Raw genomic sequence first — 12,001 nt, forward strand, 5'->3', positions numbered from 1 at the left:
CGTCCAGCCCCATCGACCAAACCGCCAAAATTGACCCCTCACGGGTTCAAGGCCGACGGATGGCGATGGACCACCCCATAACGGGCAGTCACCTTATAGTGACATCAGGTTACGAGGGCCCCAGACCTGCCGTTTCCGCGCAAAGCACGCATCGACTCCAGAACCACCCAAAAGTGGGCACGCTCGCGTGAAGTTGGGCTGGTTGTCCCATTTTTGCACATAGGGGTGAGTTCGCGTCAACGGTGAGTAGTGTCACGTTCGCCAGGTATTGACCCGAACCAGGACCTTGGTCATGCCGATCAGGCCCTAGGACCCTTCCAGTCTTACAAGTACCACCGACACCCGGCCCGGCCGGCCGTGACGCCGCCTCAGGGCGGGCCCGCCGGCCCCGGGGCCGGTCAGTTCGCGTAGCGCAGCGCCTGCACCGACCGCCAGCGGCCGGTCAGCTCCTCGTAGGCCCGCACCGCCTCCACCGCGTCCCCCGCCCGCAGCGCGCGCAGCCCGTCCTCCAGCTCCCCCGCCGAACGGTCCGCCAGCAGCCGCTCCGGCCCCAGCAGATGCACCAGGCCCCCGTAGTCCAGCTCCACCAGCGACCGCGGATGGAACTCCTCCAGCCACCGCCCGACCTGCTCCGCCCCCCGCACCAGCTCCCCCTCCGGTACCGCCTCGCGCAGCGCCCGGTACGCCCGGGCCACCCGCCGGCGCGCCTGCGCCATCGGCGTCAGGTAGAACAGCGCCGCCTTGTCCCCTTCTTCCCGCTCCACCGGCTCCGCCGCGGCGGAGGCCTCCCCGGCCGGCACGAAGCAGCGGTCCTCGTCCCCGAACGGCAGGAACCAGCGCACCGGCACCTCCCACCGGCTGGTCAGGATCCACGGCCGGGCGTCCGGGTGCTCGGCCCGCCAGCGCTCCCGGTCGGACTCGGCGGCCGCCCGGGCCGCGGGCGGCAGCGCGGTGTCCACCAGCGCCACCGGCGCCCCCGCCCGCAGCTCCTCCAGCGCCTGCCAGCTGCGCAGCCTGGTCGCCCACGGGCAGACGTACAGCACGCCGTCCAGCGAGCGCACGAAGGCCCGCTCGCTCTCCCGCTCGGGCAGCGCCCGCGGGGTCCGGCCGACCAGCTCGGCCAGGGCCGCCCGCTGCTCCTCCAGCACCGCGGCGGCCACCGGCTGCCCGGCCTCGGCCGCGTCCGGACCGCGCTCGGCCGCGTAGGCCTGCCACCGCGCCCGGTCGGGCTCCGGGTAGGCGGCCAGCGGCTCGTACACCCGCAGGTGGGCGGCGTAGGGCGGCAGTACCGAGGTGCGTACGACGGTCACGTGCTGCATCGTCGCACGCGCCGCCCTCCCCCGGCAGGGCTTCGCCCCGGGAGCCGTTCGGGGACGCACTCCGCACGCCCCGTCTCAGCACCCGGACAACCGGCCCAAGCTCGGGCAAGAGGGCTGATCCCCGGCGGCCCCGCGACTACGCTTCGCCTTAGGCGCCCGCACCACAGCAGCGGGCCTTCGATACTGGAGTCACCACAGTGACCGACGTACAGACCGCATCCGCCACGCACCCCGCACCCGGCGTGCTCGGCAGGATCTTCCGTACCGAACAGGACGGCGCCCCCGGCGACGGCCACGAGCAGGTCGTCCTCTGCCACGACCGCAGCTCCGGCCTGAAGGCGATCATCGCCATCCACTCCACCGCCCTCGGCCCGGCCCTCGGCGGCACCCGCTTCTTCCCGTACGCCTCCGAGGAGGCGGCGCTGGAGGACGCGCTCAACCTCTCCCGCGGCATGTCCTACAAGAACGCGCTGGCCGGGCTCGACCTCGGCGGCGGCAAGGCCGTCATCATCGGCGACCCGAACAAGGACAAGAACGAGGCGATGCTCCGGGCCTACGGCCGCTTCGTCGAGTCCCTGCGCGGCCGCTACATCACCGCCTGTGACGTCGGCACCTACGTGCAGGACATGGACGTCGTCGCCCGCGAGACCGGGTTCGTCACCGGCCGCTCGCCCGAGAACGGCGGCGCCGGCGACTCGTCCATCCTGACCGCCTTCGGCGTCTTCCAGGGCATGCGTGCCAGCGCCCAGGCCCGCTGGGGCCAGCCGACCCTGCGCGGCAAGCGCGTCGGCGTCTCCGGCGTCGGCAAGGTGGGCCACTACCTGGTCGGCCACCTGGTCGCGGACGGCGCCACCGTCGTCATCACCGACGTCTCCGAGGCCGCCGTCAACCGCGTCCGGGCCGCCCACCCGGAGGTCGAGGTGGTCGCCGACACCGCCGCGCTGCTCCAGGCCAAGCTGGACGTCTACGCCCCCTGCGCCCTCGGCGGCGCGCTGACCGACGACTCGGTGGCCGCGCTCGGCGGCTTCGGCACCTCCGTGGTCTGCGGCGCGGCCAACAACCAGCTGGCCCACCCGGGCGTCGAGAAGGACCTCGCCGACCGCGGGATCCTCTACGCGCCGGACTACCTGGTGAACTCCGGCGGCGTGATCCAGGTCGCCGACGAGATCGAGGGCTTCAACTTCGAGCGGGCCAAGAACAAGGCCACCCGGATCTTCGACACCACGCTGGAGATCTTCACCCGGGCCACCACCGACGGTGTCCCGCCGGCCGTCGCCGCCGACCGCCTGGCCGAGAAGCGGATGCGCGAGATCAGCGCGCTCCGCTCGGTGCTGCTGCCCGGCGCCCGCCGCGCCTGATCCCGGCGCCCCGCGGCCGGTGATGCGCGGGAGGCGGTGTCCGCCGCCTCCCGCGCATCACGATGTGGAACCGGATTCTCACTTCTGCGCCCGATCGGGTGATCCAACGCCCCCCTAAGGGGGATAATCGATCCGGGAACGACGGACCCGAGATACCTCCGGACAGCGTGCAAACTGCCGCAAAATGCCCCGTGACCTGGGAAGACCTGGTCTTGGGTGCGGTCGGTGCGCGCCACGTCACACCGACGACGTACCGTCCAGCGGCAGAAACAGGTACCGTTAATGCTCCAAGGGACGGTTCTCCCCATTCGGGCAGGCCGCTCTTGTTCATGAACACGTGTCAGACTCGGGGCCGTGAGCCCCATCGTTGAGGGGGTCGACCCATGGGGCGCGGCCGGGCCAAGGCCAAGCAGACGAAGGTCGCCCGCGAGCTGAAGTACAACAGCGGCGGGTTCGACGCCAACCGTCTGTCCAGCGAGCTGGGCGTATCGCCCTCCACCGCCTCGATCGAGCCTGAGCCGATCGAGGAAGAAGAGGACGACGACCCCTACGCGGAGTACGCGGCTCGCTACGCCGACGACGACGAGGACGACGACGCCGAATCGGGTACCGGGCCCTCCCAGGCCCGCCGTCGCGCGTAGTCCCAGTCTGGCAGAACCGGCTCCGGCGCCCTGAGCGCCCGGGCCGGTTCTCGGCGTTCCCCCGCGGTCCGCGGCACGGCCGCGTGCCTCCCGGCACCCCGCGCCGCACCCCGTCCACCGAGAAGGGCCTCCCCGGCAGCTGCCGGGGAGGCCCTTCTCGTGGTGCTCCGGGCTCGGCCCGGTCCGGCGGGGTGGGATCAGCCCGCGGTGAAGCCCTCGTAGGCGTTGTAGAGCGCCGCGCCGCCGTCGTGCTCGTCGGCCCGCTCCACGATGTCGCCGAGCAGCCAGGCCTCGACGCCGCGGTCCTCCAGGATGGCCAGCACGGCGTCCACCGAGTGCGGCGGGACGACCGCGACCATGCCGACGCCCATGTTGAGCGTCTTCTCGATCTCCAGGGTCGCCACGTTGCCGACCTCGGCGACGGTCCGGAAGACCGGCAGCGGGGTCCAGGTGCCGCGGTCCAGGCGGGCGTGCAGGCCGGCCGGGATCACCCGGGCCAGGTTGGCCGCCAGGCCGCCACCGGTGACGTGCGAGAAGGCGTGTACCTCGGTGGCCCGGGTGAGGGCCAGGCAGTCCAGCGAGTAGATCCGGGTCGGCTCCAGCAGCTCCTCGCCGAGCGTGCGGCCGAACTCCTCGACCTTGCGGTCGAGCTTCCAGCCGGCCTCGTTCAGCAGGACGTGGCGGACCAGCGAGTATCCGTTGGAGTGCAGGCCGGAGGCGGCCATCGCGATCACCACGTCGCCCGCGCGGACACGCTCCGCGCCGAGCAGCGCGTCGGCCTCGACCACGCCGGTGCCGGCGCCCGCGACGTCGTACTCGTCCGGCCCGAGCAGGCCCGGGTGCTCGGCGGTCTCGCCGCCGACCAGGGCGCAGCCGGCCAGGGCGCAGCCCTCCGCGATGCCCTTGACGATCGCGGCGACCCGCTCCGGCACGACCTTGCCGACGCAGATGTAGTCGGTCATGAAGAGCGGCTCGGCGCCGCACACCACCAGGTCGTCGACGACCATGCCGACCAGGTCGTGGCCGATCGTGTCGTGCTTGTCCATGGCGGCGGCGATGGCGACCTTGGTGCCCACGCCGTCGGTGGCCGAGGCCAGCAGGGGCCGCTCGTAGCGCTTGAAGGCGGACGCGTCGAAGAGCCCGGCGAAGCCGCCGAGGCCGCCGACCACCTCGGGGCGGTTGGCCTTCTTCACCCACTGCTTCATCAGCTCGACGGCGCGGTCGCCCGCCTCGATGTCGACGCCGGCGGCGGCGTAGGTGGCGCCGTTCTGGTTCGTGGTCACTGCGGTGCGGCCCTCTCGGGTCAGTGGGGGTCGGAACAGCGGTGGGGCCCCGGGTTCCGGGACCCCACCATCAGGTCGTTACGGGCGGCGCAGGGCGTCGGCCGCGCCCGCTCCGCCGAGCAGGGACTGGACGCCGTCCACGTCGCTGCCGCTGGTCGGCTTGCCGCGGACCGCGGGCGGCTGCTGGCTGCCCTTGATCTCGGCCTCCAGCAGGAGCTTGCCGAGCAGCGCCGGGTCGGGCAGCTCCATCGGGTACTCCCCGTCGAAGCAGGCCCGGCAGAGCCGGTCCTTCGGCTGCTTCGTGGCCTCGATCATGCCGTCGATCGAGATGTAGGAGAGGGAGTCGGCGCCGAGGGTGCGGCCGATCTCCTCGATGGTCATGCCGTTGGCGATCAGCTCCGCACGGGTGGCGAAGTCGATGCCGAAGAAGCAGGGCCACTTCACCGGCGGCGAGGAGATCCGGATGTGGACCTCGGCGGCGCCGGCTTCGCGCAGCATCTTCACCAGCGCGCGCTGGGTGTTGCCGCGGACGATCGAGTCGTCCACGACCACCAGGCGCTTGCCCTGGATGACCTCGCGCAGCGGGTTGAGCTTGAGTCGGATGCCCAGCTGGCGGATGGTCTGGCTGGGCTGGATGAAGGTGCGGCCCACGTAGGCGTTCTTCACCAGGCCGGAGCCGTACGGGATGCCGCTGGCCTCGGCGTAGCCGATGGCGGCCGGGGTACCGGACTCCGGAGTCGCTATCACCAGGTCGGCGTCGGCGGGCGCCTCGGCGGCCAGCCTGCGGCCCATCTCCACGCGGGAGAGGTGCACGTTGCGGCCGGCGATGCTGGTGTCGGGCCGGGCCAGGTAGACGTACTCGAAGACGCAGCCCTTGGGCTTGGCCTCGGCGAAGCGGGAGGTCCGCATGCCGTTCTCGTCGATGGCGATGAGCTCGCCGGGCTCGACCTCGCGGATGAAGGAGGCGCCGCAGATGTCCAGCGCCGCCGTCTCGGAGGCGACCACCCAGCCGCGCTCCAGCCGCCCGAGCACCAGCGGGCGGATGCCCTGCGGGTCGCGCGCGGCGTAGAGCGTGTGCTCGTCCATGAAGACCAGCGAGAACGCGCCCTTGACCTTGGGCAGGACGAGCTTGGCCGTCTCCTCGATGGAGAGGTCCGGGTGGCCCGCGAGCAGGGCCGTCACCAGGTCGGTGTCGTTGGTCGCGGCGGACCGGCCCGAGCGGGAGACGTGCTCCTCACCGGGGAGTTCGGCGACCATGGCCGCCAGTTCGGCGGTGTTCACGAGGTTGCCGTTGTGCCCGAGGGCCAGCGAACCGTGAACGGTAGCCCGGAACGTCGGCTGGGCGTTCTCCCAGACCGAGGAACCGGTGGTCGAGTAGCGGGCGTGTCCGACGGCGATATGCCCGTGCAAGGACCCCAGGGAGGCCTCGTCGAAGACCTGGGACACGAGCCCCATGTCCTTGAAGACGAGAATCTGGGAGCCGTTGCTCACTGCGATGCCCGCGGATTCCTGACCGCGGTGCTGCAGGGCGTAAAGGCCGAAGAACGTGAGCTTGGCGACCTCCTCGCCGGGAGCCCAGACACCGAAGACGCCGCAAGCGTCCTGGGGGCCTTTCTCACCGGGAAGAAGATCGTGGTTGAGTCTTCCGTCACCACGTGGCACGCCTTCGAGTCTAGGGCAGTTGGCACAGGCTTCCGGAACCGGGGAGGCGGTGATTGTTGGGCGATCGGTTGGCAACGCGCGTAGACAAAACCCCTTACCCGAGACGGATTTAGGGCTGCCGGAATTCGGCCGAGGGGCGCCCGGCCTTGCGGTTCGCGCCTGTTGGGGCGTTTCGTGCACGGACGACGCGGCGGTGAACGGCGGGGAACGTGAGCCTGCTCACCCGGCCTCCGTTCAGGGGTGGCCGACGGGCAGCAGCAGGCTCCAGGCGGCCGGATGGACCGTCCAGGTGCGGGCCCGGACCGGGCCCACGGGGTGGCCGTCCGCCTCGTAGCCGAACCCCCGCCCGGCCACCGAGACGCTCACAGCGCGGGCGCGCACCAGGGTGCCGGGGGCGCGCACCACGATCTCCATCACGCCGTCGCCGGCCGCCCCGCCGGGCGTCTCGCCCGCCGGCAGCGTCACCTGGACCACCCGGACCGGGCGGTGGACGTCGGCGAGGAGCTTCCCGTCCGCCTCGACCCGCAGCCGCGCGCTGTGCTCGGCCCGCCCCGCACCGACGCCCGGGGCGGCGTCGGACCCGAGTACGGTCCCCTGCTCGGCCGCAGCCAGTTTCGCCCATAGCGAACGCCAGCCACTCGTCCGGCCCACCACCCGGCGGGCGCCGCTGCCGGAGATCCGCACCCCGCCGAGCGCCACCCCGCCACCGTCGTCCACCAGCAGGTCCAGCTTGCGCGCCACCCCGGAGAGCACCGCCCGGGCGGCCGGCACCGGCTCCACCGGAACGCCCAGCGCACGGGCCGCCAGCAGCTCGTCCGGCCGGCCCACCGGGACCATGCCCACCGGGTCCGCGCCCAGCTCACGCTGCCGGTACAGGGCCTGGAGCACCCGCTGGAGTGCGAGATCGGAACCGATCACCACCGGTCGCCGCCGGCCCCGGTGCGAAAGCACCCGATCGAGCTCGGACGGACTCTCCGGATACGCCACCTTGACGTCCGCCCCTCCGCAGAGGACGTCCTTCGCGATCCGCACCGACTCGCCGTCGGTCTGCCGGGCCGCCGGGTCGAGGAGCAGCAGGAGCGGCTCGGGGCCGCCGGTTGCGGGCGTGGACAGGGACGACACGACCGGTCCTTCCTCAGGTAATCTCTCGGTGCAAGAGCCCCTTGCGCTATTGCGCCAGGGGCTTCGTCTATCTCGGGGCAGACTGCGGCCTACGCAGGATGCCCCAACCGGAAGGGGTGTACGCCTGTGCCGGCACTCGTGCTCGTTGGCGCTCAGTGGGGGGACGAGGGCAAGGGGAAGGCGACCGACCTCCTCGGTGGCTCCGTCGACTATGTCGTCCGCTACCAGGGCGGCAACAACGCCGGTCACACGGTGGTCATCGGCGACCAGAAGTATGCCCTGCACCTGCTCCCTTCCGGCATCCTCAGCCCGAATGTGACGCCGGTGATCGGCAACGGCGTCGTCATCGACCCGGGCGTGCTGCTCTCCGAGCTCAGCGGCCTGAACGAGCGCGGCATCGACACCTCCAAGCTGCTGATCTCGGGCAACGCCCACCTGATCACGCCGTACCACCGCACCCTGGACAAGGTCACCGAGCGCTTCCTCGGCAAGCGCCGGATCGGCACCACCGGCCGCGGCATCGGCCCGACCTACGCGGACAAGATCAACCGCGTCGGCATCCGCGTGCAGGACCTCTTCGACGAGTCGATCCTGCAGCAGAAGATCGAAGCCGCGCTGCACGACAAGAACCAGCTGCTGGTGAAGCTCTACAACCGCCGCGCCATCCCGGCCGAGCTGGTGCTGGAGGAGTACCTCGGCTACGCGGACAAGATCAAGCCGTTCCTGGCCGACACCACCCTCGTCCTGGACGAGGCGCTGAAGGCCAACAAGGTCGTCCTGCTGGAGGGCGGCCAGGGCACCCTGCTGGACGTCGACCACGGCACGTACCCCTTCGTGACGTCGTCGAACCCGACCGCGGGCGGCGCCTGCACCGGCGCCGGCATCGGCCCGACCAAGATCGACCGCGTCATCGGCATCCTCAAGGCGTACACCACCCGCGTCGGCTCGGGCCCGTTCCCGACCGAGCTGCTGGACGCCGACGGCGAGGCCCTGCGCCGGATCGGCGGCGAGCGCGGTGTCACCACCGGCCGTGACCGCCGCTGCGGCTGGTTCGACGCGGTGATCGCGCGCTACGCGACCCGGGTCAACGGCCTCACCGACTTCTTCCTCACCAAGCTGGACGTGCTGACCGGCTGGGAGCAGATCCCGGTCTGCGTCGCGTACGAGATCGACGGCAAGCGCGTCGAGGAGCTCCCGTACAACCAGTCCGACTTCCACCACGCCAAGCCGATCTACGAGACGCTGCCGGGCTGGACCGAGGACCTCAGCAAGGCCCAGACCTTCGCCGACCTGCCGAAGAACGCGCAGGCCTACGTGAAGGCGCTGGAGGAGATGTCGGGCGCGCCGATCTCCGCGATCGGCGTCGGCCCGGGCCGGTACGAGACGATCCAGATCAACTCCTTCGTCTGATCCGTCCGCGGCTGACCCTCCGCAGCCGAGAGGCCCTGCGGGACGTTGCGTCCCGCAGGGCCTTCTTCCTGTCCTTTCGATTCTGCACTAGTGCAATAGTTGATTGCGTCTAGTGCAGAGTCGCGCTACGTTCGGGCGCATGACTGCGAAGCCGCCCACCCCCGTGACCCTGACCGGCCGACACGTCCGCCTGGAGCCGCTGGGCCGGCACCACCTCCCCGACCTGTGGGCCGCCGTCGGGCCGGACCCGGAGGTCTGGCGCTGGGTCCCGTCCCTCCCGCCGACGACGGAGGAGGAGCTCGGTGTGCTCCTCGACCACCGGATCGCCGAGGCGGCGGCGGGCAACGCCGTGAAGTTCGCCGTGATCGACCTCGCCACCGGCCGGGCCGTCGGCATCACCGGGTACTACGCCATCAACCCGGAGGACGAGTACGTCGAGATCGGCGGCACCTGGTACGCCCGGTCGGTCTGGCGGACGGCGATCAACACCGAGGCCAAGCGGCTGCTGCTCGTCCACGCCTTCGAGGAGCTGGGCATGGGCCGGGTGTTCTGGAAGACGGACGCGCTCAACGACCGCTCGCGCAACGCGATCCTGCGGCTCGGCGCCCAGTACGAGGGCATCCACCGGCGCGAGAAGCTCCGGGCCAACGGGGTGTGGCGGGACACCGCGTACTTCTCGATGCTGAAGGACGAATGGCCGGCCGCCCGCGAGCGGCTCACCGCGCGGCTGGCCGCCGGCTAACGGCGCGGCCGTCGGGCCCGGCCTACTTCTCGGGCCCGGCCTACTTCTCGGGCCCGGCCTACTTCTCGGGCCCGGCCTACTTCTCGGGCCCGGCCTACTTCTCGGGCCCGGCCTACTTCTCGGGCCCGGGCTACTTCTCGGGCCCGGCCTAGTTCTCGGGCCCGGTGGGAGCGCGGCCGGGCTCCCGGCCGGCCGGGCAGTGTTCGCGCGGGCGACGACTCGCGGTGATCTGCGCGACGATGCCGACGAACACCACGGAGACGAAGAGGCCCGTCAGCAGCACGACGCTCATCAGCCACCGACCGTCGCAACCGCCCAGACCGCCTTGCCGTACGAGCCGATGAATTCCATACCCCATTCATCGGCAAGCGCGTCCACGAGGTCAAGCCCCCGCCCACTCGTTCGAGCACCGTCCGGGGCGGGGCGGACGACAGGGGCGCACGAGGCGTCCGAGACGGCGATGTAGAGCCTCCCGCACCGGAGTTCGAGCACGACGGTCGGCGGACCGTCGCCGTGCAGCAGGGCGTTGGTGACCAACTCGGAGAGGATCAGGCAGGGGGCGTCGGCGTCCAGGCCGAGGGTGCGGAGGGTGTCCCGGAGCAGTCGGCGCAGGGCACCGACGATCTCCGGGACAGCCGGCGGGAAGAGGTCGAGCCGGAACTCGCGGACCGGGTCCGATTCGAGCGGGCGCAGGAGAGGGAGCAACATCGACTGTCTCCAGTCCAGTTGGAGGGAGGGTGTCCATCGAGGGCCGTCCGCCCGTGGCTTGCCCCCGCCGACGATGGGACGAGCGCAGGCGTCGGCAGCCTGCACTCACCCAACCGGGGTGCACTTCGGGCTTTTCTGGTGGATCGTCAGACCTTCTGGGACAGACGCTAGGACCCAAGGGGCGAGATTTGCTACTGAGCCAGTAGCTATTCACCCCATCGAGCTACCCTCATCGGCCGGGCATCCCTGTGGGTAGACCGGCTGCCGACGGGGCGGCAGACTGCACCGGAAGCACCGACCGAGGAGAGACGCATGCCACCCCGCCTGTCGCCGACCGTGCGCCAGCAGCGACTCGGCCTCGAACTGCGCAAGATGCGTGAGCACGCGGGCATGACCCCCAAGGCGATCGCGGCAGCCCTGGGGACGGACGTCCCCAAGATCTCCCAGATGGAGAACGGGAAGTCGGGAATCAGCGCCGACCGACTCAACTCGTGGGCAGTCAGCTGCAAGTGCACCAACGCGGGACTCGTCGAGGCGCTCACCCTCATGACGCACGATCGCGGCAGGCACTGGTGGCACAGTTTCCGCGGCCGGATCCCGAACGGCATGCTCGACATCGCCGAACTGGAACACCACGCGGAATCCATGCTCGTGCTGAACACCGTGTCGATTCCCGGCCTGCTCCAGACCGGCCGCTACGCATCCGCGGTATTCGCCAGGCTCCGCCCGCCACTCCCCCGGCACGACGCCGACGCGCGGACGGCCTTCCGCATCCAGCGCCAACAGATCCTTGGCGACGGCCGGAAACCTCTCGTCGCCTTCATCCACGAAGCCGCCCTGAGAATGCAGTTCGGCGGGCCCGCCGTCCTCCGCGACCAACTCGCCAGCCTGCTCGACGATGCCGACCGCCCATGGATCACCCTGCGCGCGATCCCGTTCAGCGTCGACACCTACCCCGGCTCCGGCGAGGACCTGTTCTACGCGCACGGCCACGTCCCCGAACTGGACACCGTGCAGATCGACCTCTTGCAGAGCCCGCAGTTCATCCACGCAGAAGCCGAGCTGGACTCCTACCGTGCCATCGTTGCGGAATCCGAGACCACTGCGCTCAGCCCGGAGGACTCCCGCGACTTCATCCACCTCATAATGAAGGACTTGAAGGGCTAGCAAGGCATGAGCAACTGGCAGAAGTCATCGATGAGCGGGAACAGCAACCAGTGCATCGAGGTCCGCACCGCCGGCGGCCTCATCGAAATCCGCGAGTCCGACGCCCCCGGCGCCGTCGTCGTCACCACTCCCCTCAAGTTCGCCCTCTGGCTCGAAGGCGTCAAGCGCGGCGAGTTCGACCACTTCGGTGCCGGCTAGCGGAATCGTTCCGGCGGCCCTCACGACACGCGAGGGCCGCCGAGCCAAGTACACCGACCCGAAGAGGCTCCCGAGCATGAACGACTGGCAGAAGTCCTCCCCCGACGGCGCATCCGACGAGTGCCTCGAAGTCCGCACCGCCGACGGCATGGTGGAGATCCGCGACCCCGACACCAACGACATCGTCGTCCGCACCACCCCGGCCAAGTGGGAGGCCTTCCTCCTCGGCGTGAAGGCCGGCGAGTTCGACCACTTCGTCGCCTGAGGCCCTACCCCGGTGGCCCCTTGCGATCCGCAAGGGGCCACCGGGGCAAACGAACGCAAGCTCGTACCGGGCCTACCTGTTCGCTCAGGCGTCGCACCGGTTTCCAGTAGTGGAAACTCCGCCCCC

The 12,001-nt window shown here is 70.9% G+C and carries 13 protein-coding genes; 7 read left to right on the top strand and 6 right to left on the bottom strand.

Going from position 1 to position 12,001, the window contains the following annotated elements; genetic code table 11:
- Nucleotides 1-398 precede the first annotated feature (398 nt).
- The gene (locus OH807_RS20195) at nucleotides 399-1,319 is read right to left on the bottom strand and encodes a hypothetical protein (RefSeq protein WP_406200732.1); all 921 of its coding nucleotides are present in this window, start codon (nucleotides 1,317-1,319) and stop codon (nucleotides 399-401) included.
- A gap of 197 nt (nucleotides 1,320-1,516) precedes the next feature.
- Here OH807_RS20195 and OH807_RS20200 point away from each other — a divergent pair, with 197 nt between their 5' ends.
- Complete coding sequence (locus tag OH807_RS20200; protein WP_406200734.1) at nucleotides 1,517-2,677, top strand: Glu/Leu/Phe/Val dehydrogenase dimerization domain-containing protein; 1,161 nt, start codon at nucleotides 1,517-1,519, stop codon at nucleotides 2,675-2,677.
- Nucleotides 2,678-3,060: 383 nt separating this feature from the next.
- Nucleotides 3,061-3,318, top strand: coding sequence for a DUF3073 domain-containing protein (locus OH807_RS20205; RefSeq protein ID WP_406200736.1), 258 nt, complete (start codon nucleotides 3,061-3,063; stop codon nucleotides 3,316-3,318).
- A 197-nt stretch (nucleotides 3,319-3,515) separates the two neighbouring features.
- On the opposite strand, the gene purM is transcribed toward OH807_RS20205, so the two are convergent.
- From purM to OH807_RS20220, 3 genes are all read right to left on the bottom strand, one after another.
- Nucleotides 3,516-4,601, bottom strand: a complete 1,086-nt coding sequence (purM, locus tag OH807_RS20210) for a phosphoribosylformylglycinamidine cyclo-ligase (RefSeq protein WP_406200738.1) — start codon at nucleotides 4,599-4,601, stop codon at nucleotides 3,516-3,518.
- Between the two features lie 78 nt (nucleotides 4,602-4,679).
- Nucleotides 4,680-6,263: an amidophosphoribosyltransferase gene (gene purF / locus OH807_RS20215; protein WP_406200740.1), complete on the bottom strand. Its 1,584-nt coding sequence runs from the start codon at nucleotides 6,261-6,263 to the stop codon at nucleotides 4,680-4,682.
- Nucleotides 6,264-6,497: 234 nt separating this feature from the next.
- A complete protein-coding gene (locus OH807_RS20220; protein ID WP_406200742.1) occupies nucleotides 6,498-7,385 on the bottom strand; it encodes a diacylglycerol kinase in 888 nt (295 codons plus the stop codon).
- A 126-nt stretch (nucleotides 7,386-7,511) separates the two neighbouring features.
- On the opposite strand from OH807_RS20220, the gene OH807_RS20225 reads away from it, so the two are divergent.
- Nucleotides 7,512-8,795 (top strand): adenylosuccinate synthase, encoded by a 1,284-nt coding sequence (locus OH807_RS20225; RefSeq protein ID WP_359805533.1) that lies wholly within the window; start codon nucleotides 7,512-7,514, stop codon nucleotides 8,793-8,795.
- A 139-nt stretch (nucleotides 8,796-8,934) separates the two neighbouring features.
- Nucleotides 8,935-9,537 (top strand): GNAT family N-acetyltransferase, encoded by a 603-nt coding sequence (locus tag OH807_RS20230; RefSeq protein ID WP_406200744.1) that lies wholly within the window; start codon nucleotides 8,935-8,937, stop codon nucleotides 9,535-9,537.
- Between the two features lie 148 nt (nucleotides 9,538-9,685).
- Here OH807_RS20230 and OH807_RS20235 read toward each other — a convergent pair whose 3' ends face one another.
- Both OH807_RS20235 and OH807_RS20240 read right to left on the bottom strand, forming a co-directional pair.
- Nucleotides 9,686-9,829: a hypothetical protein gene (locus tag OH807_RS20235; RefSeq protein WP_406200746.1), complete on the bottom strand. Its 144-nt coding sequence runs from the start codon at nucleotides 9,827-9,829 to the stop codon at nucleotides 9,686-9,688.
- Nucleotides 9,829-10,245: an ATP-binding protein gene (locus tag OH807_RS20240; protein ID WP_406200748.1), complete on the bottom strand. Its 417-nt coding sequence runs from the start codon at nucleotides 10,243-10,245 to the stop codon at nucleotides 9,829-9,831. Before OH807_RS20240 ends, OH807_RS20235 begins: the two co-directional genes overlap by 1 nt.
- A gap of 312 nt (nucleotides 10,246-10,557) precedes the next feature.
- On the opposite strand from OH807_RS20240, the gene OH807_RS20245 reads away from it, so the two are divergent.
- From OH807_RS20245 to OH807_RS20255, 3 genes are all read left to right on the top strand, one after another.
- A complete protein-coding gene (locus OH807_RS20245; RefSeq protein ID WP_406200750.1) occupies nucleotides 10,558-11,412 on the top strand; it encodes a helix-turn-helix domain-containing protein in 855 nt (284 codons plus the stop codon).
- A 6-nt stretch (nucleotides 11,413-11,418) separates the two neighbouring features.
- Nucleotides 11,419-11,610 carry a DUF397 domain-containing protein gene (locus OH807_RS20250; protein ID WP_406200752.1) on the top strand — a complete coding sequence of 64 codons (192 nt, stop codon included), beginning with the start codon at nucleotides 11,419-11,421 and terminating at the stop codon, nucleotides 11,608-11,610.
- A 76-nt stretch (nucleotides 11,611-11,686) separates the two neighbouring features.
- Nucleotides 11,687-11,875 (top strand): DUF397 domain-containing protein, encoded by a 189-nt coding sequence (locus OH807_RS20255; RefSeq protein WP_406200754.1) that lies wholly within the window; start codon nucleotides 11,687-11,689, stop codon nucleotides 11,873-11,875.
- The last annotated feature ends 126 nt before the right edge of the window (nucleotides 11,876-12,001 follow it).

The organism is Kitasatospora sp. NBC_01560, from assembly GCF_045208415.1.
In the GTDB taxonomy this organism is placed as follows: Bacteria; Actinomycetota; Actinomycetes; order Streptomycetales; family Streptomycetaceae; genus Kitasatospora.